The sequence below is a fragment of the Streptomyces sp. NPDC001450 genome, assembly GCF_053597295.1.
The window spans coordinates 24,342-48,875 of sequence record NZ_JBSFHY010000054.1; the positions used below are offsets into that span (position 1 = coordinate 24,342).

Genomic DNA, 24,534 nt, shown 5'->3' on the forward strand with positions numbered 1-24,534 from the left:
GGCGCCCCCGGGCCGGCCCTGTCCTGGCGACCAGACAATCACTAGAGGCCCCCGAGCGCGGCTGCAAACTCCCTCCGCGAACCCGGGATCGCGCGGGGAGGATCCGTCCCGACCCCCGGTCGAGGAACCACACGGTCCGTCTGCGCGTTGCTGAAACTGCGGCGCTCCGGCGCGGTTCCACGGGTAAAGAAAGGTGGTGCAGGTCATGCGGATGGGGCTCGTGTGGTGTCTGCCCGTGGCGGCCGATCCTGCCCGGGAACCGCGCCCGGCGATGGCAAGGCAACCCTTGGATGTATTTGTGCATTGAATTAAGATGACACGCCAGGCTGGACCGCGTTGAATCGTTCGTTCTGGTGCAACACGGACTTACCTGACTCGCACGTGACCCGTAACACGTCCTACAGGGGGAAATGTGGCTACAGCACGGTCCGAGAAAAGAACTCCATTACATCGCCCGAATGGTGTCGAGACGGACGTGGGGCATCATAGGGCTCCCGCTGAAAGCCCGCATCGCAGCCAGGTGTTGACGACGAACGTCGGCCTTCAAATCCCTTCCGGTCTGTCTTTCGAGAATTGGGAGAACACGGGAAGGAAGCTTTCCGGAATCCTGAACTCGTCTTCCTGGTGGCTCGGTGACTGGCTGATATACGGGAAGGACCACTACTGCGATCGTTACGAGCGGGGGATTCGCGCTGTCGGCCTCCGGTATCAGACGCTGCGTAACTACGCCTGGGTCTCCCGCCGTTTCGCCATAGACCGGCGCAGGGCCTCGCTCAGCTTTCAGCACCACGCCGAGGTCGCCTCGCTGTCGGTAGCGGAGCAGGAGCACTGGCTCGACCAGTGCGAGGCCCACGAGTGGAGCACCAAGCAGTTACGCAAAGCGGTACGCCTTGCGCAGGACGACGAGATCGCCGACGAGGGGCAGGGCACCGAACCGACCCAGCGGCTCGCCGTTCCGATCGGCCGTATGCGGCGGTGGCGCAGTGCCGCATCGCACGCGGGGATCGATCTCGACGAGTGGGTGCTCGTCACGCTCGACAGCGCGGCCGAGGAGATCCTGACGGGGTAGCCGCCGCACCGGCGTCGGCACGGGGTCCGCGGGCAGCAGGTGCGGTCATGCGGGCAGACCGCCCAGCGGCCCCGTGGCCGGCGCCGGTGCGCGCTCTCACGCGGGCTGCCGGCGCTTGAGGGGCTCCCACCAGTCCCGGTTGTCGCGATACCAGGCGAAGGTCTCGGCCAGCCCGGACTCGAAGTCGTGCCGCGGACTGTAGCCCAACTCGGTCCGCAACCTGGTGCAGTCGATCGCATAGCGCCTGTCGTGGCCCTTGCGGTCCGGTACATGCCGTACGCGCGCCCAGGTCGCGCCGACTGCCGCGAGCAGCCGCGCGGTCAGTTCCCGGTTGCTCAGCTCGATACCGCCGCTGATGTTGTAGACACGGCCCGCGACACCGCCGGCGCGGACCAGCTCGATGGCCGCGCAGTGGTCCTCGACGTGCAGCCAGTCGCGCCGGTTGAGCCCGTCGCCGTACAGCGGGACGTCACCACCGTCGAGCAGCGTCGTGAGGAACAGCGGGATGATCTTCTCGGGGAACTGCCGCGGCCCGTAGTTGTTGCTGCACCGGGTGACCCGCACGTCGAGGCCGTGGGTGCGGTGGTACGACAGGGCCAGAAGGTCCGAGGCCGCCTTGGAGGCGGCGTAGGGGGAGTTGGGGTCGAGGGGGTCCTGCTCGGTGCGGGAGCCGCTCTCCACCGAGCCGTAGACCTCGTCCGTGGACACGTGCACGAAGCGGTCGACGCCGTGCCGCAGCGCGGCGTCGAGCAGGGTCTGGGTGCCCGTGACGTTGGTGCGCACGAAAGCGTCGGCGGAGGCGATCGAGCGGTCCACATGGGACTCGGCGGCGAAGTGCACCACCTGGTCGGCCTGTTGCATCAGCTTGTCGACGAGGGGGGCGTCGCAGATGTCGCCCCGGACGAACGTCAGCCGGGGATCGCCGAGATCGAGATTGTCCAGGCTCCCGGCGTAGGTCAGGCTGTCCAGCACCGTGACCTGGGACACCCCGCTGCGCTGTGCGGTGTCGCCCGCGAGCAGCATCCGTACATAAGCGGAGCCGATGAAACCGGCGGCGCCGGTGACCAGCAGATTCACAGCCCCTCCGAAGGAAGCGGAGGCAGCACGCCCGCCTTGCACAGGCGCGCCCGCTCCATGACGTACTCGCCGTAGGGCGAGTTGCCCATGCTCGCACCCAGCGCTTGGCAGTCGTCCGGGTCGATGTATCCCATGTGCATGGCGATCTCCTCGATGCAGCCGAGGCGGGTGCCCTGCCGGCGCTGCGTGTCCCTCACGAAAGTGCCCGCTTCGAGCAGGGATTCGTGAGTGCCGGTGTCCAGCCACGTGACGCCCCTGCCGAGCCACACCAGTTCGGCGGTGCCCATCTTCAGGTAGACGCGCAGCAAGTCGGTGATCTCCAGCTCGCCCCGGGGGGACGGCTCCAGGTCTCTGGCGATGTCCGTGACCTGGGCGTCGAAGAAGTAGATCCCCGGGATGGCGAGCTTCGAGCGCGGGTTGAGGGGCTTCTCCTCGATGGAGACGAGTTCGCCCTGCGTGTCGATCTCGGCGACTCCGAACCGCTCCGGGTCGGCCACCTCGTGGCCGAACAGCACACAGCCGCCCATCTTGAGCGCGGTACGCCGCAGCATGGTGGGCAGGTTGGCGCCGTGGAAGAGATTGTCGCCGAGGATCAGCGCGCACTGCTCGCCGCGGATGTGGTTCTCCCCCACGAGGAAGGCGTCGGCGATGCCGCGCGGCTCGTCCTGCGTGGCGTAGTCGAGGGACAGCCCCAGCTGCCGGCCGTCGCCCAGAAGTGCCTGGAACGCGGGGAGGTCGGCAGGACGCGTGATGATGAGGATGTCCTGGATGCCCGCCAGCATGAGCACGGAGAGCGGGTAGTAGATCATCGGCTTGTCGTAGACCGGCGCGAGTTGTTTGGAACTCGCGAAGGTGAGGGGCTGCAGGCGGGTGCCGTTGCCGCCCGCCAGAATGATCCCCTTCATGCGCTCCACGCCCCCTCGTGATCGGTGTTTCCGCATCGTCGGGGGCCCGTCCTAAGCCGTTCTAATGCGCGTCTTGGGGAGCGGGGCCGACGACGAGCGCGGGGGATTTCGAGCGGGCCGCCGGACCCGGGACATCAAGAGCGGGCCAAGACCGGCCCAAGGTGGCCGGGTGAGGGTCGCTGCGTCCGGCTGGGGCGGAGTTTCTGAAGGAGCTGATCGGCTTGAGAATCCTGTTCACCTGTATTCCCTGGCGGTCGCACTTCCAGGCGCTTGTGCCGCTGGCCTGGGCGCTGCAGGCGGCGGGGCACGAGGTCCGCGTCGCGAGCGGCCCGGAGCTGACGGACGCCGTCACCGCATCGGGGCTGCCGGCCGTTCCCGTCGGCTCCGACGAGCCGGTCATGGCCAAGCTCGACGCGCTGCTGGTCCCGGAGGTGCTGGCGAAGGTCCAGGAACTCGCGGAGCGCGGCGACCTGCTGACCGACCTGTCGGAGAACCGCGAGGAGGAGCTCACCTGGGAGCGCCTGCGGTGGGCGTACCGGATGACGCACCGGACCCAGGCGGCCATGAACGACGCGATGGTCGAGGAGCTGGTGGAGTACTGCCGTTGGTGGCAGCCGGATCTGGTGCTGTGGGACTGGCTCAGTCACGCGGGCGCGGTCGCGGCCACGGCGATCGGCGCCCCCCACGGGCGCATGCTGACCGAACTCGACGTGGTGGGCCGGATGCGCCGGCACTTCCTGCGGGTGCGTCAGGAGCAGCGGCCCGAGGCTCGCGAGGACCCGTTGGCGGACTGGCTGGGCCAGTGGGCGCGGAAGTTCGGGGGCGAGTTCGGTGAGGAGATGGTCACGGGGCAGTTCGTGATCGAGCAGATGGTCGGGTCGATGCGGCTGGCATCGCCGTTGCCGCATCTGCCGTTGCGTTACGTTCCCTACAACGGGCCGTCGGTCGTGCCCGACTGGGCCCGGCGCGACCCCGGCAGGCGGCGGGTGCTCGCCACCTTCGGCCTCAGCCTGGAGCAGGCGGACAGGCACCAGGCCGTTCCTCTGGAACAGATGCAGGGGATGCTGGACGCGCTGGCCGATGTGGACATCGAGCTGGTGGTGACGCTGCCCGAGCGGTTCCAGCGGGAGCTGGAGCGGGTGCCCGGCAATGTCAGGCTGGTGGAGTTCGTCCCCATGCACGCCGTCGTCCCGTCGTGCTCGGCCGTGATCCACCACGGCGGTGTGCCCGGCTTCCTGGAGGCGATCGCGCACGGGGTGCCGCAGCTGGTGATCGGCCGCGCCGTCCCCGACATCGGCGAGCGCGGCCCGCGGCTGGAGCGGTCCGGGGCCGGCCTGTGGATCCGGGGGGATGCTCCGGAAGACATGGACGGCAGCCGGGTGCGGGAACAGTTGGTGCGGCTGCTGGAGGAGCCGTCGTTCAAGGAGGCCGCCGCACGGCTCGGCGAGGAACTGGCGGCCCAGCCCTCGCCCGCCGACGTCGTCCGCGACCTGGAACAGATCGTGGCCCGCTCCGGTTCGCGCTGACGGGTGCCCCGCAAATGCCGCGGGTGACAGCCCCTCAGCGGCCGTTGTCCATCAGGATCGAACGCTGGATGTCCTTCAGCGCGGGACCGGGTTCGACGCCCAGCTGTTCCCGCAGGGTCCGGCAGGCGTGATGGTAGGCGAGCAGGGCGTCGCCCCGGCAGTCGCTGCGATGGAGCGCCAGCATGAGCTGCCGGTGGAACACCTCGCGCAGCGGGTGCTCGGTGCTGAGGAGATAGAGGTCACTGACGAGCTCGCGGTGGTGCCCGAGAGCCATCCGCGCCTCCATCTGGCCTTCCCTGCACTCCAGTTGGATCTCGTCGAACCACGCCTGGAAACCTTGCAGGATGGGGCCGCGCGCCGCGGTGGGCAGCGGCCCCCGGCACAGTGCGAGCGCCTCTTCGAAGCTGCGGACCGCGTCCTCGTGCGCGCCGTTCCTGAGCTGGACCCGGGCTTCTTTCACCAGGCGGGTCAGGTCGTGGAGGTCGAGTTCGCCCGGCCCCAGCGTCAGCATGTACCCGGAAGGGTTGGTGACGACGGGGCTCGCCGCCGCCCCGGGTCTGCGGAGAAGTTTCCGCACCTGGGAGACGTAGACGTACAGGCTCCCGATGGCGCTGCGCGGTGGTTCGTCGCCCCAGATCTCGGTGATGAGCTGGTCGACGCTGACCACCTGGCCGGAGCGGATGGCAAGAGTCGCGAGCAGAATCTCGACCTTCTGCGCCCCTATTACCTCGACGGAATTCCCGTTAGCGACACGGACCGGCCCTAAGATATCAAGCCGCATGCTGTGAACTCCTATTTTTTTGAAACGGTGAAAGGAGTACAAAGGTTAGTGGAAGGCGGTGCGGCGGAATGTGCTGGAGATGTGCCGAACATACCTCACATCCCCGGGCGGTGAGTCAACGGAAACCCGGACTTCGGTGTCCTGTTGGCGGGACATCTTCGCCCTCCAGCGGCCAGCCCGGCCACGGTTGACACGTTATTAGGTCGACGTGGTTACCTAATGTGTGTTCCATTGGGTCGCAAACGAGTGCCGGCGATTTCCGCCGAAGCGGCCGCGGCGGAGGATTGAACCGCCCCAGGCCGTGCCGGATCCGAGCAGCCGCAAAAGATGTTCGCATGCGCAATCAGTGGTGAATCGATCATGCTCATCGATCATGCCCGTGGACAGGACAAACAGGAGTGCTGAGTGATGATCCCCTTGTCTTTCGCGCAGCGGCGCCTGTGGTTCATCGACAGGATCGAGGGGCCGTCGGCGATATACACCGTGCCGTTCCTCATCCGGCTCACGGGAGGGGTCGACACCGCGGCACTCACCGCCGCCGTGCGCGCCGTGGTGGCGCGCCACGAGAGTCTGCGGACCCTGATCGTGGAGAGCACCGACGGCGTCCCCGCCCAACAGGTGGTGCCGGCCGAGGACGTACGGCTGGACATCGAGCTGATCGACGTCGCCGCGGACGAGCTGGACGAAGCGGTGCGCAAGGCCTCCGCGGTCACCATCACACCGTTCGAACAGATCCCGGTACGCGCGGTCCTCTTCCGGACGGGCGCCGAGGAACACCATCTGCTGTTGCTGATCCACCACATGGCCTGCGACGGCGAGTCCATCGCCCCGCTCGTCCGGGACCTGACCGCCGCCTACACCGCACAGGTCGAGGGCCGCGCCCCGGACTGGCCCGAACTGGCCGTCCAGTACGCCGACTACACCCTCTGGCAGCGCGAACTGCTGGGCGACGAGAACGACCCCGACAGCGTCCTGGCCACCCAACTCAACTACTGGCGCGGCGCGTTGGCGGGCCTGCCGCAGCCGACCCGGCTGCCCATGGACCGGCCGCGGGGCCCGCTGCCGAGCCGTCGCGGCGATGTCGTGGCAGGCACCGTCGGCCAGGAGCTGCTGTCCAGGGCGGAGGAAGCGGCCAGGCGCACCGGGTCGTCGGTGCCGATGGTGTTCCAGGCCGCCCTCGCCGTACTGCTGCACCAGCTGGGCGCGGGCGAGGACATCGCGCTCGGGTCCACCGTCGCCGGCCGCCAGGACCCGGATCTGGCCGACCTGGTGGGCTTCTTCGCCAACACCTGGGTGCTGCGCACCGATCTGTCGGGCCGACCGACCTTCGACCGGCTCCTCGCACAGGTGCGGCACAAGGCACTGACGGCGTACGACAACCAGGACGCGCCGTTCGAGCGCGTCGTGGAGGCCCTCAACCCGGAGCGCTCCAGCGCCTACCACCCGCTGTTCCAGGTGATGTTCACCTGGTCGACCGGCGCCCGCCTGGAGTTCGCCCTGCCGGGCGGCGTGCGGGCGCGCATCGCCCCCCTGTGGACGTCGTTGGCCAAGTTCGACCTGGAGTTCAGCTTCTTCAACGAGCCCGGCACACCGGGCCTGTCCATCTATCTCGAATACGCGACGGACCACTTCGACCGGAGCACGGCGCAGGGATTCTTGGACCGCCTGGTGCGCCTGGTCGGCGATCTGCTCGACGAGCCGTCCCGTGCCGTCGCGCTGGCGGACGTGCTGACGGACGGCGAACGGAAGACGGCCCTGCGCGCCGTCGAGGGCACGGCCGCCGACACCCCCGAGCTGACCGTCGCCGCGCTGATCGAGCGTCAGGTGACGGCGACCCCGGACGCGACAGCCGTGGTCGACGGCGAGCAGCAGCTCAGCTACGCCGAGCTCGACGCGCGGGCCGGGCGCCTGGCACGGGAGCTGACCGCCCGCGGGATCGGGCCGGAGCGCCTGGTGGGTCTGGCACTGCCGCGCTCGGCCGCCCTGATCGTGGCCATGCTCGCGATCTGGAAGGCCGGCGCCGCCTACCTGCCGATCGACCCCCGCTACCCCGGAGCACGCCTGGGCCACATCCTGTCCGACGCGGGCCCGGACCTGGTGCTGACCGACACCGCCCACGCGAAGGCGCTGCCGGCGGCGGACATCCCCCGCCTGTGCGTCGACGAGGTGGACTTCGACGCGGCCGGCCCCGCGGTGCAACCGGCCGCCGGCCTGCCCGCGCACGCCGCGTACGTGATGTACACCTCGGGGTCGACCGGCACCCCGAAGGGCGTGGTCATCACCCACCGGGATGTCGTCAACGGTGTGCTGCGGCTGGCCGACATCGTCGGCATCGGCGCGGGCACCCGCGTTCTCGCCGGTACGTCGGTCAACTTCGACGTGTCCGTCTTCGAAACCGTGACCACCCTGGCCAAGGGCAGCGTCCTGGAGGTGGTCCGCGACCTCCTCGTCATCGGCGAACGGGGCGGCTGGTCCGGCGGCGTCATCAGCACGGTTCCCTCGGTCTTCGCCGAACTCCTCGACCAGACAGGGGAGACGATCAGGGCCGAGACGGTGGTCTTCGCCGGCGAGGCCCTGCCCGCAGCGCTGGTCAAGCGGGTCCAGGACGCCATTCCGGGCGTGCGGGTGATCAACGCCTACGGCCAGACGGAGTCGTTCTACGCCACCGCCTTCACCGCCGACGAGACCTGGGCGGCTCCGGCGGCCACCGCACCCATCGGCGTCCCGCTGGCCAACATGGGCGCGTACGTTCTCGGCCCCGGCCTCCAGCCGCTCCCCCCGGGCGTCGTCGGGGAGCTGTACGTCGCGGGAAACGTGGCCCGCGGATACCTCGGCAGGGCCCGGCTCACCGCGGAACGGTTCACGGCCGACCCCTTCGGCCCGGCCGGCGCCCGCATGTACCGCACCGGCGATCTCGCCCGCTGGGGCGCCGACGGCCAACTGGAGTGCGTCGGCCGTGCCGACGAGCAGGTCAAGGTGCGCGGCTTCCGCATCGAGCCGGGCGAGGTGGAGACCGCGCTGACCGCGCACCCCGCGGTGGCCCAGGCCCTGGTGACCACCTGCCGGCACGAAGGCCGTGACCACCTGGTGGGCTACGTGGTGTCGACCGCCGGACGGGAGCCGGGGCCGTCGGCGGTGGCGAGCCTGGGCGACCTCGACATCGACCTCACGGCCACCGTCTCGCCTCGCGACCTGCGCACGTTCGTGTCCGCCAGGCTTCCCGAGTTCATGGTGCCGTCGGTCTTCGTCATGCTGGACCGGCTGCCGCTGGCCCCCAACGGCAAGCTGGACCGCAAGGCGCTGCCGGCACCGCAGTTCACCGGCTCGGCCTACCGGGCCCCCGGCACGCCGGGCGAAGAGATACTCGCCCGGGTCTACGCCGACGTGGTCGGTGTGGACCGGGTCGGGGTGGACGACGACTTCTTCGCACTGGGCGGAGACAGCATCCGATCCATCCAGGTCGTCGCGCGGGCCAGGGCCCAGGGCATCGAGGTCACCCCCCGGCAGATCTTCGAGTGCCGCACCGTGACCGAACTCGCGCGCGTCGCCACGAGCGGCGGCCGCACGCAACCCGAACTGGAGGAACTGCCGGGCGGTGGCGTCGGCTTCGTGCCGCTGCCGCCCGTCGGCCACTACCTGGAGGAACTGGGCGGGAACGCCGACCGGTTCACCATGGCGATGACGGTGGACCTGCCGGTGGGAATGGACCGGGACGGCCTGCTGCGCACGCTGACAGCGGCCTTCGACCACCACGACATCCTGCGCTCCCGGCGGGCCGCCGGCCCGGCGGCGGGGCTGGAGGTGGCCGCGCCCGGCACCACCGACGTGCGGCCGCTCGTCCACAGGGCGGCGAGCGACGGCACCTGGGACGACGCCTGGCGGCAGCGGGCCCAGAGCGAACTCGACGCCGCGGCGGACCGGTTGGACAGCGCGCGCGGCGTGATGGCGCAGTTCGTGTGGTTCGACGCGGGCGCAGACACCCCGGGACGCCTCAGCATGGTGCTGCACCACCTCGTCGTCGACGGCGTGTCCTGGCGCATCCTGCTGCCCGACCTCGCCGCGGCCTGGCGGCAGATCCGCGACGGCGAAACGCCGCGGCTGCCCGGGACCGGCACCTCGGTCCGCCGCTGGACCCATGCGCTCGCCGAGGCCGCGACGGGGGAGCGGGCGGCGGAGCTCGAACTGTGGCGCCGGACGGTCTGCGGACCCGACCCGAGCCTGGGCGCCCGGCCGTTCGACCCGGCCGTCGACACCATCGCCACGGTCGAGCGGGTCCGGCTCGACCTGCCGGCCGAGACCACCCGGGCCCTGCTGACCGCCCTGCCCGCCGCCTACCGCGGCGGCGTCCACGACGGCCTGCTGACCGGGCTGGCCCTCGCCGTCGCCGTCTGGCGCAGGCGGCGCGGCGTCGACGAGCCCTCGACACTGGTCCGCCTGGAGGGCCACGGGCGCGAGGAGGACGCCGTCCCCGGCGCCGACCTCTCCCGCACGATGGGATGGTTCACCAGCATGTACCCCGTCCGCCTCGATGTGTCCGGGATCGACCTGGACCAGGCACTCGCGGGCGGTACGGCGACGGGCGCGGCGGTCAAGACCGTCAAGGAGCAGCTGCTCGCCGTCCCGGACAAGGGCATCGGCTACGGCATGCTGCGCTATCTGAACGCCGAGACCGGGGCGGTCCTGCAACGCCACGGATCCGGGCAGATCGTCTTCAACTACCTGGGCCGCTACACGGGTTCGGCCAACATGCCCCAGGACCTGCACGGCCTGGGCTTCACCCAGGTCGAGGACACGGTCACGCTGACGCCCGCGCTGGACGGGGACATGTCCGCGCTCGCTCCGCTGTCCGTCAACGCCCATGTCGTCGACACCGACCAGGGCCCGCGTCTGGAGGCGCACCTGGACTACCCGTCCGGGCTGCTGGCCGATGCGGACGTACGGGAACTCGCCGACCTGTGGCGGACCGCCCTGGAGGGCGTGGCCCGGCACGCCGAGCAGCCGGACGCGGGCGGCCTCACGCCTTCGGACGTGCCCCTCGTCGAGGTGAGGCAGGACGAGCTGGACCGCTGGCAGGATCAGTACCCGGGCATGACCGACGTCTGGCCCGTCACCGCGATGCAGGACGGACTGCTCTTCCACACGGAACTCGCCGGCACGGCCGTCGACGTCTACCAGATGCAGTTCGCGTTCCATCTGACGGGCGAGGTCGAACCGCAGCGGATGAGAGCGGCCGGGCAGGCGCTGCTGGACCGCCATCCCACACTGCGGACCGCGTTCGTCACGGACAGCGCGGGCGACCGGTTCCAGATCGTCCAGGACGGCGTCGAACTGCCCTGGCAGGAGCTGGACCTGACCGACCTGCCCGAACCCCGGCGGGAGGAGCACCGCAGGCGCTTCCTCGCCGAGGAGCACAGCAACCACCTCGACCCGGCCAGGGCGCCGCTGGTGCGGCTCTCTCTCGTCAAACTGGCGGCCGACCGCTTCGACCTGGTCCTCACCGCCCACCACGTCCTCTTCGACGGCTGGTCGGTCCCCCTCCTGATGCTGGACCTGCTGCGCCTGTACCGCTCGCACGGCGACGCCTCGGGACTGGGCCGGGCGCCCGCCTACCGCGACTTCCTGACCTGGCTCTCGCACCAGGACCACACGGCGACGGCCCGTGCCTGGGAGCGGGAGCTGCACGGCGTCGAAGAGCCCACGCTGCTGGTACCCGACGCCCCCGCCGGGCCGGGCGAATCCGCCGGAGTCGGCCAGCTGGACGTGCCGCTCACCCCGGAGCAGTCCGCCCGGCTCTTCAGCCGCGCCGGTGAACTGGGCCTGACGCTCAACACGCTGGTCCAAGGAGCGTGGGGCATGCTCCTGTCCGGCCTGACCGGACAGCGCGACGTGACCTTCGGCGCCACGGTCTCGGGGCGCCCGCCGCAGGTCGAGGGCGTGTCCGAGATGGTCGGCACCTTCATCAACACCCTCGCGGTCCGCATGGACTGCGCCCCCGGCGACTCCCTGCGCACCCTCCTCACCGGCCTCCAGGAACGCCAGAGCGCGCTCCTGGACCACCACCACTTCGGCCTCCTGGAGACGCACCGGCTCACCGGTGTGCGCACGCTCTTCGACACCCTGGTGGTCTACGAGTCGTACCCCATCGACAGCGCGGCACTGGACGACGCCTACGCGGCCGCCGGAATCCGGGTGACCGGGCTGAGCCCGCTCAGCAGCACCCACTACCCGCTGGTCGTGATGGCCGCCGCCGAGCCGCATCTGACCCTCGCCCTCCAGTACCAGCACCACCTCGTGGCGCCGGAGCAGGCCGCTGTCATCGCCCGGCGCCTGGGCCGGGTCCTCGCCCGCCTCGCCGAGGACCCGGAACTGCCGTTCAGCAGCGTGGACCTGCTGGAGCCCGCCGAGCGCGACCGCGTCCTCGTCGACGTCAACCGGACCGCCGCCGAGACACCCGACGCGACCGTTCCCGACCTGTTCGAGCGGCAGGCCGCGCGGACACCGGACCGGCCCGCGGTCACCTGCGGCGACGTCACGCTGACCTACGCGGAGCTGAACGCCCGCGCCGATCGCCTCGCGAGCGCACTGGCCGCCCGGGGGGTCGGCCCGGAGACCGTCGTCGCCCTGGCGATGCCCCGCTCGGCCGACCTCGTCACCACCCTGCTCGGCATCTGGAAGGCCGGCGGCGCGTATCTGCCCATCGACCCGGAGCACCCCGGTTCCCGGGTGGAGCACATGCTGGGCGTCGTCCGGCCGCACCTGCTGCTCACCCGGTCCGCCGCCGCCGGCGGGCTGCCGGGCATCACCGATGTCCCGGTCCTGCTCCTCGACGACGTGGACCTCGCCGCCGAAGGGCCGGTCACGGGGCGGGCGACGGGACTGCGACCGCAGCACGCCGCCTACGTGATGTTCACCTCCGGCTCCACGGGCGTCCCCAAGGCCGTGGTGGTCAGCCACGCCAACGTCGTCAACGGGGTCACGCGGCTCGCCGAGCGGGTGGGAGTGGACGCGGACACCCGCATGCTCGCGGGCGCCTCGATCAACTTCGACGTGTCCGTCTTCGAGATCGTCACCACGCTGGTCCGCGGCGGCCGCGTCGAGGTCGCGGGCAACGCCCTCGTGCTCGCCGAGCGCGAGACGATGACGGCGAACGTGATCAGCACGGTCCCCTCCGTCTTCGCCGCGCTGGGCGGCCGGACACCCGCCCTCCCGGACCAGGCCACCCTGGTCTTCGCAGGGGAGAAACTGCCGACCGGGCTGGTCGACGCCATCCGGCGCGAGCGACCCGGCGTACGCGTCGTCAACGCCTACGGGCAGACCGAGTCGTTCTACGCCACGACGTTCGACGTCGCGGCGCAGCAGCCCCGCCGGGACACCGGCAGCGTCCCGATCGGCACGCCGATCGGAAACCTGCGCACCTACGTCCTCGGCCCCGGCCTCGCACCGGTCCCGCCCGGCGTGACAGGCGAGTTGTACGTCGCCGGGGACATCGCGCGCGGCTACGCGAACCGGCCCGCCCTGACCGCCGAGCGCTTCGTCGCCGACCTCCACGGCCCCGCGGGCGCGCGGATGTACCGCACCGGAGACCTGGCCCGCTGGACGGCCGACGGACAACTCGAGTACATCGGCCGCGACGACAACCAGGTCAAGATCCGCGGTGTCCGCGTCGAACCCGCCGAGATCGAGCGCGCGTTGGCCACCCATCCCGATGTCGCACAGGCCGTGGTCATCGCCCGCGACACAGCCGAGGAGGGCGACCGGCAGCTCGTCGCCTACGTCGTGCCCGCCGCCCCCCGCGCCGACGGCACGGACCTGGCCGGCACCCTGCGCGGCCATCTGCGCCGGCGGCTGCCCGCCCACCTGGTGCCCGCCGCCGTCGTCACCCTCGACGAGGTCCCGCTGACCGCCAACGGCAAGCTGGACCGAAAGGCGCTGCCCGCACCGCACTTCGCCGCGGCCGCCGCGGGCGGCGAACCGCGCACTCCTCAAGAGGAGCTGCTGTGCGAGCTGTTCGCGGAGGTCCTGCATGTCGACCGGGTGGGCGTCGACGACGACTTCTTCGCGCTCGGCGGCCACTCGATCATGGCGATCAAGCTCGTCAACCGCATCCGGTCGGTGCTGCGCGCCGAGATCGAGCTGCGTCACCTCTTCACCGCCCCGACCGTGGCCGAACTCGTCCCGTATCTGGACCGAGCCGGGGCGGCCCGCGCGCCGCTGGCGCCCCCCGCGCAGCTGCCCGAGCGGATCCCGCTCTCCTTCTCCCAGCAACGGCTGTGGTTCCTGCACAAGTTCGAGGGCCGCGCGGCCACCTACAACATGCCGATCGTCCTGCGGCTGAGCGGCGATCTGAACGTGCGCGCCCTGGAGGAGACGGTCAACGACCTCGTGACCAGGCACGAGATCCTGCGCACCGTCTACCGTGAGGTCGACGGACGGCCCCACCAGCACATCCTCGGGCCGCAGGAAGCCCGCATCGCCCTGCCCGTACGCCCGGTCGCCGGCGAGGACGAGCTGGCCGAGGCCATCGTCGCGGTCGCCCGCCACCCCTTCGACATCGCCTCCGAGATTCCGGTCAAGGCCGCGCTGTTCGGCACCGGCCCGGACGCGTTCACCCTGGTCCTCGTGATCCACCACATCGCGGCCGACGGGTGGTCCGCGACCCCCCTCGCCAAGGACCTGGCCACCGCCTACGAGGCCCGCGCCCGGGGCGAGGCCCCCCGGTGGGCGCCGCTGCCGCTGCAGTACGCGCACTACGCCCTGTGGCAGCGAGAGCTCCTGGGCGGCGACGACGACCCGGACAGCCTGTTCAGCAGGCAGTGCCGCTACTGGTCCCGGCAGTTGGCGGGACTGCCCGAGACCGTGACCTTCCCGACGGACCGGCCGCGCCCCGCCGAACTCGACCGCAGCGGCGACCTGCTCGAGTTCACGCTGGACGCGACACTTCACGCGGGCATCGTCTCGCTCGCCCGCGCCACCGGCACCACCCCGTTCATGGTGCTCCAGGCGACCATGGCCGCCCTGTTCACCAGGCTCGGCGCAGGCACCGACATCGCGCTCGGCAGCGGCATCGCGGGCCGTATCGACCAGAGCCTGAACGACCTGATCGGCCTCTTCGTCAATGTGCAGGTCATGCGCATCGACACCTCCGGCGACCCGACCTTCGCCGAACTGCTCGACCGGACGCGCCGGACGAGCCTGGCCGCGTACACCCACCAGGACATCCCCTTCGAGGCCCTGGTGGAAAAGCTCAACCCGCGGCGCTCGGCATCGGTCAACCCGCTCTTCCAGGTCGCCCTGATCCTGCAGAACACCGAGGACGCCGACTTCGAGCTGCCCGGTGTGCGGGTCACGAGCGAGGGCGCGGGCACGGGAACCTCCCGCTACGACGTGACGCTGAGCCTGACCGAGAGGTACGGCGACCGCACCGCGCCGGACGGCATCCACATCGCCGTCGAGTACTCCACGGAGCTCTTCGACGCCTCGACGATCGAGATGGTCATCGCCCGCTGGGAACGGCTGCTCGCCGCCGCCGTGCAGGACCCCGCACAGCGCATCGGCGGGGCGGGCGAGCCCACCGCCGAGGAGCGCGGCACGCTGCTCACGGGCGAGCGGCGGACCGGAAGCGAGGTGGCGGCGGTCACCTTCCCCGAACTGTTCAGGGAACAGCTGCTGCGGGCCCCCCAGGCACCGGCGGTGGAGTTCGACGGCCGGGTGTGGTCGTACCGGGAACTCGACGAGCGGGCGAACCGGATCGCGCACTGGCTGATCGCGCGGGGCATCGGCCCCGAGCAGGCGGTCGCCGTCGCCATGCCGCGCGGCGCCGACCAGGTCGCCGTGGTGGTGGGCATCTTCAAGGCGGGTGCGGCCTATGTGCCCATCGACCCCGACTACCCGTCCGATCGCATCCGGTTCATGCTCGACGACGCCGCCCCCGCCGTCCTGCTGACCACGACAGGCATCGCGAGGCAACTGCCCGCGTGCCCGGGCACCGAGGCGGTGGCCGTCGACGCCCCCGACGTGATCCAGGCCTGGCAGGACGGCCCGGCCACGGACCCGGACGTCGCGCCGGCCCCGGGACATCCCGCGTACCTCATCTTCACCTCCGGCTCGACCGGACGGCCCAAGGGCGTCGTCGTCACCCACGCCGGTATCGCGGCCCTCAGCCGCACCACCCAGGACCGCCTCGCGCTGAGCCCGCACTCCCGTGTCATCCAGGTGGCGGCGCCCAGCTTCGACGCCGCCGTCTGGGAGTACGTACAAACCCTCACGATCGGCGCCACCCTGGTGGTCCCGCGTGAACAGCGCCTCGTCGGCGAGGACCTGGCCCGCAACCTGGCCGAACTCGCCATCACCCACGTCATGCTGCCGCCCAGCGTGCTCGCCGCGCTCCCCGCAGGCGCGCCCGGCACCCTGACCGGGCTGCGCACCGTCACCGTCGGCGGCGAGGCGTGCCCGCCGGCGCTGGCCGCCGCCTGGGCGCCGGGACGCCGGTTCGTCAACGCCTACGGTCCCGCCGAGACCACCGTGTGCGGTGCGGTCAGCGCCCCCCTGGGCACCGGCCGCACCCCCATCGGCACCGCGGTGGACGGCAACCGGCTGCGGATCCTCGACGAGCGGCTCGCCCCCGTCGAACCGGGCGTCCCCGGCGAGCTGTACATCGCGGGCCCCAGCCTGGCCCGGGGCTACCTGAACCGCCCCGACCTCACCGCCGAACGCTTCGTCGCCGACCCGTTCGGACCCGCCGGAACACGCATGTACCGCACCGGCGACATCGTGCGCCAGGCCGCGGACGGGCAGCTCGACTATCTCGGCCGCAGCGACGACCAGGTCAAGATCAACGGGCTGCGCATCGAGCCCGGCGAGATCACCGCGGCCATGGAACAGCACCCGGGCGTCGGACAGGCCGTGGTGACCGTCCACCGGGACGAGGACGACCGGCAGCGCCTGGTGGGATACGCGGTGCCCGCCCCGCGGGGCAGCCGCGGCCCGGACGCCGACGACCTGCGCGCCTTCCTGTCCGAGAGGCTGCCGGAGTTCATGGTGCCCGCGGTGTTCCTGCTGCTCGACAGCGTGCCGCTGACCGCCAACGGCAAGCTCGACAAGGCCGCCCTGCCCGCACCGCCGACCACGGCTGCGAGCACCTACCGGGCCCCCCGGACCGAGGCGGAGAGGACACTCGCCGCGATCTTCGCCGAGATCCTGGGGCGGGACCGCGTCGGCGTCGACGACGACTTCTTCGTGGTCGGCGGCGACAGCATCCGCTCCATCCAGGTCGTCTCCCGGGCCCGCGAGCAGGGCGTGGTGATCACGCCGCGGCTGATGTTCAAGCACCGGACCGTGGCCGCCCTCGCCGAGGCCGCCACCGCCGGCGGGCAGCCGGACGCCGGCCGCCGCGAGCCCACCGGAGGCGGACTCGGCTGGATGCCGCTGCTTCCCGTGATGCGGCAGATACGCGAACACGTCGGACACCACGACGGATTCACGATGTCGACCGCGGTGGAGCTGCCGACGGGCATCGACGAGACCGGACTGGTCGCCACCCTCGCCGCGGTCGTCGACCACCACGACATGCTGCGGTCCCGCCTGCACGTCCGCGCCGGCGAGCAGGGCCTGGACGCGGCCGCGCCCGGCACCGTCGACGTGGCGTCGCTCCTGCGCCGCAGGCCCTGCGCCGGCGACTGGTCCGACCCCGCCTGGCGGCAGCAGACCCGGGCGGAGGTCGCCGCCGCCGCCCGTGAACTGGACGCGGCAGCAGGCCGGATGGCCCGGTTCATCTGGTGCGACGCGGGCCCGGACACCGCCGGGCGGCTGATCATCGTCCTGCACCACCTGGTGACCGACGGGGTCTCCTGGCACATCCTGCTGTCCGACCTCGCCCAGGCCTGGGACGCCGTGCGACAGGGCCGAGCGCCACGACTGGCCGCGGTGCCCACCCCGCTGCGCAGCTGGTCGTACGGTCTGGTGCAGGCGGCCGGGACACCCGAGCGGGTCGCCGAACTCGACTACTGGCGAAACGTTCTGGACCAGCCCGAGCCGCCGCTCGGCGCCCGGCCGCTGGACCCCGACCTCGACGTGCGCGCGACCGTGGACACGGTGCGGGTCACCCTGGACCAGGGGACCACCGAAGCGCTCCTGACCACCCTGCCCGCCGCCTTCCACAGCGGCGTCGACGACGGCCTGCTCACCGCCCTCGCACTGGCCCTGGCCGGATGGCACCGGGCACGCGGGACCGACGAACGCGCGGCACTGATCCGCCTCGAAGGACACGGCCGCGAGGAAGGCGCCGTGCCCGGCGCCGACCTCACCCGCACCATCGGCTGGTTCACCAGCATCTATCCCGTCCGCCTCGACATCGGGGGCATCGACGTGGCGGACGCCGTCGCGGGTGGCCGCACCGCCGGATACGCCGTGAAGGCGGTCAAGGAGCAGCTCCGCGCCATCCCGGACAAGGGCATCGGCTACGGCCTGCTGCGCCACCTCAACCCGAAGACCGCCCAGATCCTCAAGGAGTACGGCGACGGGCAGGTCGCCTTCAACTACCTCGGCCGGCTCGGCACGGCCGCGTCCGCGCCGGCCAAGGGCGGCACGGCCTGGACGATGTCCGGCGACCTGGACGGCCTCGCGCCCCAGCCGAACGCACCGGCCCTGGCCGCGGTGGACATCACCGCCTTCTGCGCCGAGACCGCGCAGGGCCCGCGGCTGACCGCCGACTTCGCCTTCGCCACGGGTGTGCTGTCCCAGGAAGCGGTGCGCGAGCTCGCGGACCTGTGGCGCACGGCCCTGGAAGGCCTGGCCCGGCACGCCGCCGCACCGCAGGCGGGCGGCCTGACGCCGTCGGACGTACCGCTGGTCCGGGTGCGCCAGCGAGACCTGGACGTGTGGGAGGAGCGCTACCCGGGCGTGGCCGACGTATGGCCGCTGACCTCGCTGCAGTCCGGTCTGCTGTACCAGAGCCAGCTGGACGGCGCCGAGTTCGACGCCTACCAGGTGCAGCTGGTCTTCCACCTGACCGGACGGGTGGACCCGGCGCGGATGAGGGCGGCGGGACAGGCTCTGCTCGACCGCTACGACAGCCTGCGCACCGCGTTCGTGAGCACCGCCGCCGGCGAACCCGTCCAAGTGCTCCTCGACCGCGTCGAACTCCCCTGGCAGGCCCTGGACTGGAGCGGCCTTCCCGAGCGGGAGCAGGAGGAGAAACTGCGCGATCTGCAAGAGCGCGACCGGGCCACCCCCTTCGACCCGGCCGCCCCGCCCCTGCTGCGCCTGACCTTCGTGCAGCGGGCGGCCGAGCACCACGAGCTGGTGATGACGGTCCATCACATCGTGTACGACGGCTGGTCGTCGTCGCTCGTGCTCAAGAGCCTGCTGGACCTGTACGCCACCTTCGGGGATGCCGGACCGCTGAACCGGGTGCGCCCCTACCGCGACTTCCTCGACTGGCTGTCGCACCAGGACAAGGAGAGCGCGGCACAGGCGTGGCGCACCGAGCTGGCCGGGCTCGACGAGCCGACGCTGGTGGCCCCCCGCAGCCAGCAGCAAGAAGGAGGCGCCCACCGCAGGACACCGGTCGAGCTGGACCGCGACACGGCGCGCCGCCTGACGCGGCGCGCCGCCGAACTCGGCATCACCCTCAACAGCCTGGTGCAGGGCGCCTGGGCCCTGCTCATCGCGAGCCACACGGGCCGCCAGGACGTGGTGTTCGGCGCCACGGTCTCGGGCCGCCCGCCGCAGGTGGCGGGCATGGACGAGATGGTGGGCCTGTTCATCAACACCCTCCCGGTCCGGGTGCGCACGAGCGCCGAACAGAGCGCGGCCGAGCTGCTGCTCGACCTCCAGGAGCGGCAGGCCGCGCTGATGGACCACCACCACCTCGGCCTCGCCGAGATCCACCGGGCCGTCGACCGGCCCGTGCTCTTCGACTCGGTGGTGGTCTTCGAGTCCTACCCGGCCGACGGGGACGGCCTCGGCGAGACACTGAGCGCGGCCGGCTTCGCGATCACCGGAATGGACTGGGAAGCGGCGGTGCACTACCCGCTCGCCCTGTTCGCCACCGCCGACCCGGATCTCCAGCTGATGCTGGGCCACCGTGACCACGCCTTCGACCCGGCGACCGTGCAGCGCCTCGCGCACCGCCTGACGCGGATCCTCGACGCCATCGCGGCGGACCCCGCCACCCCGGTGAGCGGGATCGACCCCCTGGCACCGGCCGAGCGTGAACTCGTACTGAGCGCATTCAACGACACCGCCGTCGACGGCCCCGGGGACACCGTGGCCGCATGGTTCGAGCAGCGGGCCGCCGGCCGCCCCGACGCGGACGCCGTGGTGTGCGGCGACACCACCCTCAGCTACCGGGAGCTCGACGAGCGGGCCAACCGGCTCGCGCGGGTGCTGGCGGCGCGCGGTGTGGGCCAGGAGTCACCGGTCGGGCTCGCCCTGCCGCGCTCACCGGAGTACATCGTCGCCGTGCTGGCCATCGCGAAGGCGGGCGGCGTGTATCTGCCCGTCGACCCGGCCTACCCGGCCGAACGGATCGCCTTCATGCTCAGCGACGCACGACCGGCCCTCGTGGTGACCGATACGCGGACCTCCGCCGCGCTGCCCGAGAGCGACCGCCCGGTCCTGGTCATCGATGAGCCCCGGGCCGCCCAGGAGATCGCGGCGGCCCCGGCACAGCCGCTGGGGGCGGACTCGGGCACGCACCTGGACCAGCTCTGCTACGTGGTCTACACCTCCGGCTCCACGGGTCGGCCCAAGGCGGTGGGCGTCTCCCACCGGGCGCTGGCGGTCCTGCTGGCGGACCGCAGCTACGACGACAGCCGCCTGGAGCGCGTTCTCATGCACCACACCCAGGCGTTCGACACCTTCACCTACGAACTGTGGGCCGCCCTGCTGCGCGGAGGCGCCGTCGTCATCCTCCCGTCCGGCCGACTGGACCCGGCCGGCCTCACACGCGCGATCGCCGAACAGGGGGTCACCGGACTCATCATGCCCGCAGGCCAGTTCATGGCCTTCGCCGACGAGGCCCCCGAGGCGTTCCGCGGCGCCCGCGAGGTGTGGACGGTCGGAGACGTGGTGACCCCGGCCGCCCTGGAACGGGTCCTTGACGCATGCGCCGACCTGACCATCGTCAACGGGTACGGCCCGACCGAGACCACCGCGGCCACCACCATGCACGTCATCACCGGCCCGGACGACCTCGGCGAGGCCGTACCGATCGGGCGCCCCATGGACAACACCCGCCTGTATGTGCTGGACGCGGCGCTGCGGCCGGCGCCGGTGGGGGTCGTCGGCGACCTGTACGTCGCAGGCGACCGGCTGGCCCGCGGCTACCTGGACCGCCACGGCCTCACCGCGGAGCGCTTCGTGGCCTGCCCCTTCGGCGAGCCGGGCGAGCGGATGTACCGCACCGGCGACCTGGCGGCCTGGACGCCGCAGGGCCGCCTGCTGTTCCGGGGCCGCGTCGACAACCAGGTCAAGGTCCGCGGTTTCCGGATCGAACTCGGCGAGGTCGAGGCGGTGCTCGCCGACCACCCGCAGGTCGCGCAGGCCGTCGTGATCACCAGGGACCAACCGGGCATCGGCAGGCACCTCGTCGCCTACGTCACGTTCACCGAGGGCGAGCGGCCCGACCCGGACACCTTGCGCTCCTTCGCCGGGCAACGGCTGCCGGAACACATGGTGCCCTCAGCGGTCGTGGTCATGGAGCGGCTGCCGCTGTCCGTGACCGGAAAGGTCGAGCGCAGCCGGCTGCCCGTGCCCGAGTTCCTCAGCCCCACCGCCTACCGCGCGCCCCGCAACGCCCAGGAGGAGCTGCTGGCCGGGGTGTTCGCGCAGGTGCTCGGAGTGGAACGGGTCGGCATCGACGACGACTTCTTCGCCCTGGGCGGCCACTCGCTCCTCGCCACCCGGCTCATCAGCCGGATTCGCACGGTGCTGAGCGCGGAGGTCCCGATCCGCACGGTGTTCCAGGCGCCGACCGTCGCCGAACTGGTGGAGCACCTCACCGGAGGCCTCCAGGACTCCCACGACGGCGGCCCCTTCGACACCCTGCTGCCGCTGCGGACCGGCGGCAGCGGCACACCGTTGTGGCTCTTCCACCCCGGATTCGGCCTGTGCTGGTCCTACCTGGGGCTGGCCACCCAGGTCGGGGACCGCCCGGTGTACGGCATCCAGGCGCGCGGCTTCGACGGCGCGCCGCTGCCGGCCGACTTCGCCGCCATGGTCACCGACTACACGGAGCAGGTCCTCGCCGTGCAGCCGCAAGGCCCGTACCAGCTGGCCGGGCATTCGCTGGGCGGCGCCCTGGCCCACGCCGTCGGAGCCGAACTCCAGCGGCACGGCCACGAGGTGTCCTTGGTGGCGCTCCTCGACGCCGTACCGAGCAGCGGGTTCGGACAGCTGGCGGACACCCACCTCACCCGGTCCGAGGCGCGCGACTTCCTGGACGACTACCTGCCGGGCGACGTCGGCGACGACGACCGCCGCACCATCGTCGACAACGGCGCCACGGTGATCGTCGAACACTCCAGGATGGTCGCGGAGTTCACTCCGCCCACCTACCGCGGCAGCGTGCTGTTCTTCAGCGCGACACAGAGCCCCGAAGTACGGCCCGGCCTCTGGGAGCCGTACGTCGACGGCGAACTGCACACCTTCGACATCGACGCCACGCACTTCGGTCTGACCGAACCGAAGGCCGCGGCCGAGATCTGCACCATCGTCAACCGCCACCTCCGTGACTGAGGAGTCCGCGTGACCACGAACCCCTTCGACGACGAGAACGGCACGTTCTACGTCCTGGTGAACGACGAGGAACAGCACTCCCTGTGGCCGTCGTTCGCGCACGTCCCCGACGGCTGGCGGATCGCCTTCGGCCCCGAGGACCGGCCGAAGTGCCTGGCCCACATCGAGGAGAACTGGACCGACCTGCGGCCCAAGAGCCTGCGCCTGGCCATGGGCGAGTAGGACCCGCGCCCGTACCGAACGAAAGAAGGATGGAAATGACGCAGCTGGCCGACCGCTGGGGAGTGAACCCGGCGTTCTTCTGGATGTGGGGGCGCAGACCCCAGCAGCCCGTCACGGTCGACGACAGCGGAGTGGTCCATGTCTACGGTCACGCCGAGATCCTGGAGGCCTACGGCGACCCGCGGACGTACTCGTCCAACGTGGAAGCCCTGCTGTTCGGGGCGCCCGAGGGCGAGGCCCACAGCGAGGGCGCGCTGAGCGCGGCCGACCCGCCCCAGCACACGAAACTGCGCAAGATCGTCAGCCGTGCGTTCACCCCCAAGCTGGTGGCCGGCCTCGAACAGGGGATCGCCGACGTCACCGGTCAGCTCCTCGACGACGCGGCGGGCAACGGGCGCCTGGAACTGGTCGGGGACCTGGCCTACCCGATGCCGGTGATGGTGATAGCCGACATGCTCGGCGTGCCGCGCAGCGACCGGGACCTCTTCAAGCACTGGGTGGACACCATCCTCTCCGCCGCGGGAGAAGTGAACGTCGAGGACGCGGTCAAGGACGGCGCGGGCACGCGCCGCGACGACGCCGACGTCGCGGCCGCCATGGGCCAAGTGCCCGAGCTGATGGAGTACTTGCGCGCCCACGCCGCCGACCGGCGCACCACGCCGCGCGAGGATCTGCTCACCAAGCTGGTCGAGGCGGAGGTCGACGGCGAACGCCTCAGCGACACCCAGGTGGTGAACTTCTCCAGGGAGCTGCTGGTCGCAGGACATCTCACCACCAGCGCGACGATCGCCAACCTGCTGCTGTGTCTGGACGCCCACCCGGAGCAGTTCGCCCGGCTGCGGGCGAACCAGGACCTGATCCCGGGAGCCGTCGAGGAAACCCTGCGGTTCCTCGGCCCGCTCGCGGCCTCCGTCCGTGCGACGGCCGAGGACACCGAGCTGGCCGGCGTCAAAATACCCAAGAAGAGCCTCGTGCGGCTCTGGCTCGGCGCCGGCAGCCGGGACGAGCGGGTGTTCGCGCGGCCCGACGAGTTCGACCCCGGCCGCGACCCCAATCCGCACCTCGGGTTCGGCCGCGGAATCCACTTCTGCATCGGCGCGCCGCTCGCCCGCCTGGAGAGCAGCGTCTGCCTGCGGATCCTCCTGGACCGCTACCCCGACTTGCGGGCGGACCCGGACGAGCGGCCCGAATTCCTGGGTCTCGACGACCTGTTGGCGGTGTCGAAGCTCGAACTGATCACCGCGTGAGCTCACGCCGGCGACCTCGTGACGAGGTCACTCCGAAGGAGAAAGCGCCATGCGCGTCCTGTTCGTAGTCTTTCCCTGGCGAACCCACTTGCAGCACATGGTGCCGCTGGCCTGGGCGCTGCAGGCGGCGGGGCACGAGGTCCGCGTCGCGAGCGGCCCACAGCTGACCGACGCCGTCACCGCATCGGGGCTGCCGGCCGTGCCCGTCGGCCCCGACGAGCCCGTCTTCGAGAGAGTGGAACGCGAGCAAGGAGAGCTCTACCACAAGCTCGTCGAAGCCCACGGCGAGCAGAACGACCTCCTCGTCGACGTGTGCGAGGACCGCGAAGAGGTGCTCACCTGGGAGCGCCTGCGGTGGGGCAGCCGGTTCCTGGCCGCCACCACACGGGCCTCCAACGACGCGATGGTCGAGGAGCTGGTGGAGTACTGCCGTTGGTGGCAGCCGGATCTGGTGCTGTGGGACTGGCTCAGTCACGCGGGCGCGGTCGCGGCCACGGCGATCGGCGCCCCGCACGGGCGCATGCGCACCGAACTGGCCGTCGAGGACCGGGCCCGCCGGCACTTCCTGCGGGTGCGTCAGGAGCAGCGGCCCGAGGCTCGCGAGGACCCGTTGGCGGACTGGCTGGGCCAGTGGGCGCGGAAGTTCGGGGGCGAGTTCGGTGAGGAGATGGTCACGGGGCAGTTCGTGATCGAGCAGATGGTCGGGTCGATGCGGCTGGAATCGCCGTTGCCGCATCTGCCGTTGCGTTACGTTCCCTACAACGGGCCGTCGGTCGTGCCCGACTGGGCCCGGCGCGACCCCGGCAGGCGGCGGGTGCTCGCCACCTTCGGCCTCAGCCTGGCGACGGACCCGGCAACGGCCGCGACCTCCCTGCAACAGATGCAGGGGATGCTGGACGCGCTGGCCGATGTGGACATCGAGCTGGTGGTGACGCTGCCCGAGCGGTTCCAGCGGGAGCTGGAGCGGGTG

The 24,534-nt window shown here is 71.4% G+C and carries 9 protein-coding genes; 6 read left to right on the forward strand and 3 right to left on the reverse strand.

The genetic code is table 11. The annotated features are described in order from the left end of the window. The first annotated feature begins 523 nt into the window (after positions 1-523). Positions 524-1,069 carry an LmbU family transcriptional regulator gene (locus ACWC5O_RS40040; protein ID WP_450591776.1) on the forward strand — a complete coding sequence of 182 codons (546 nt, stop codon included), beginning with the start codon at positions 524-526 and terminating at the stop codon, positions 1,067-1,069. A gap of 96 nt (positions 1,070-1,165) precedes the next feature. Here ACWC5O_RS40040 and rfbB read toward each other — a convergent pair whose 3' ends face one another. Further along, the gene (gene rfbB, locus ACWC5O_RS40045; protein ID WP_450591778.1) at positions 1,166-2,146 is read right to left on the reverse strand and encodes a dTDP-glucose 4,6-dehydratase; all 981 of its coding nucleotides are present in this window, start codon (positions 2,144-2,146) and stop codon (positions 1,166-1,168) included. Beyond that, positions 2,143-3,051: a glucose-1-phosphate thymidylyltransferase RfbA gene (gene rfbA / locus ACWC5O_RS40050; RefSeq protein WP_450591780.1), complete on the reverse strand. Its 909-nt coding sequence runs from the start codon at positions 3,049-3,051 to the stop codon at positions 2,143-2,145. The genes rfbB and rfbA overlap by 4 nt, the downstream gene beginning before the upstream one ends. A gap of 221 nt (positions 3,052-3,272) precedes the next feature. Here rfbA and ACWC5O_RS40055 point away from each other — a divergent pair, with 221 nt between their 5' ends. Further along, positions 3,273-4,577 (forward strand): activator-dependent family glycosyltransferase, encoded by a 1,305-nt coding sequence (locus ACWC5O_RS40055; RefSeq protein WP_450781196.1) that lies wholly within the window; start codon positions 3,273-3,275, stop codon positions 4,575-4,577. A 34-nt stretch (positions 4,578-4,611) separates the two neighbouring features. Here the strand turns inward: ACWC5O_RS40055 and ACWC5O_RS40060 are convergent, their stop codons facing one another. Further along, positions 4,612-5,358 carry an AfsR/SARP family transcriptional regulator gene (locus ACWC5O_RS40060; RefSeq protein WP_450592158.1) on the reverse strand — a complete coding sequence of 249 codons (747 nt, stop codon included), beginning with the start codon at positions 5,356-5,358 and terminating at the stop codon, positions 4,612-4,614. A 408-nt stretch (positions 5,359-5,766) separates the two neighbouring features. On the opposite strand from ACWC5O_RS40060, the gene ACWC5O_RS40065 reads away from it, so the two are divergent. The 4 genes from ACWC5O_RS40065 to ACWC5O_RS40080 all read left to right on the forward strand — a co-directional run. Further along, the gene (locus tag ACWC5O_RS40065) at positions 5,767-22,095 is read left to right on the forward strand and encodes an amino acid adenylation domain-containing protein (protein WP_450592157.1); all 16,329 of its coding nucleotides are present in this window, start codon (positions 5,767-5,769) and stop codon (positions 22,093-22,095) included. A gap of 9 nt (positions 22,096-22,104) precedes the next feature. Continuing rightward, positions 22,105-22,317, forward strand: coding sequence for an MbtH family protein (locus ACWC5O_RS40070; RefSeq protein WP_358662044.1), 213 nt, complete (start codon positions 22,105-22,107; stop codon positions 22,315-22,317). A gap of 35 nt (positions 22,318-22,352) precedes the next feature. Further along, entirely contained in the window at positions 22,353-23,564 is a 1,212-nt protein-coding gene (locus ACWC5O_RS40075; RefSeq protein WP_450592155.1) for a cytochrome P450, read from the forward strand. Positions 23,565-23,613: 49 nt separating this feature from the next. After that, positions 23,614-24,534 (forward strand): hypothetical protein (locus ACWC5O_RS40080; protein WP_450781198.1); only part of this gene is annotated, 921 nt, incomplete at its 3' end.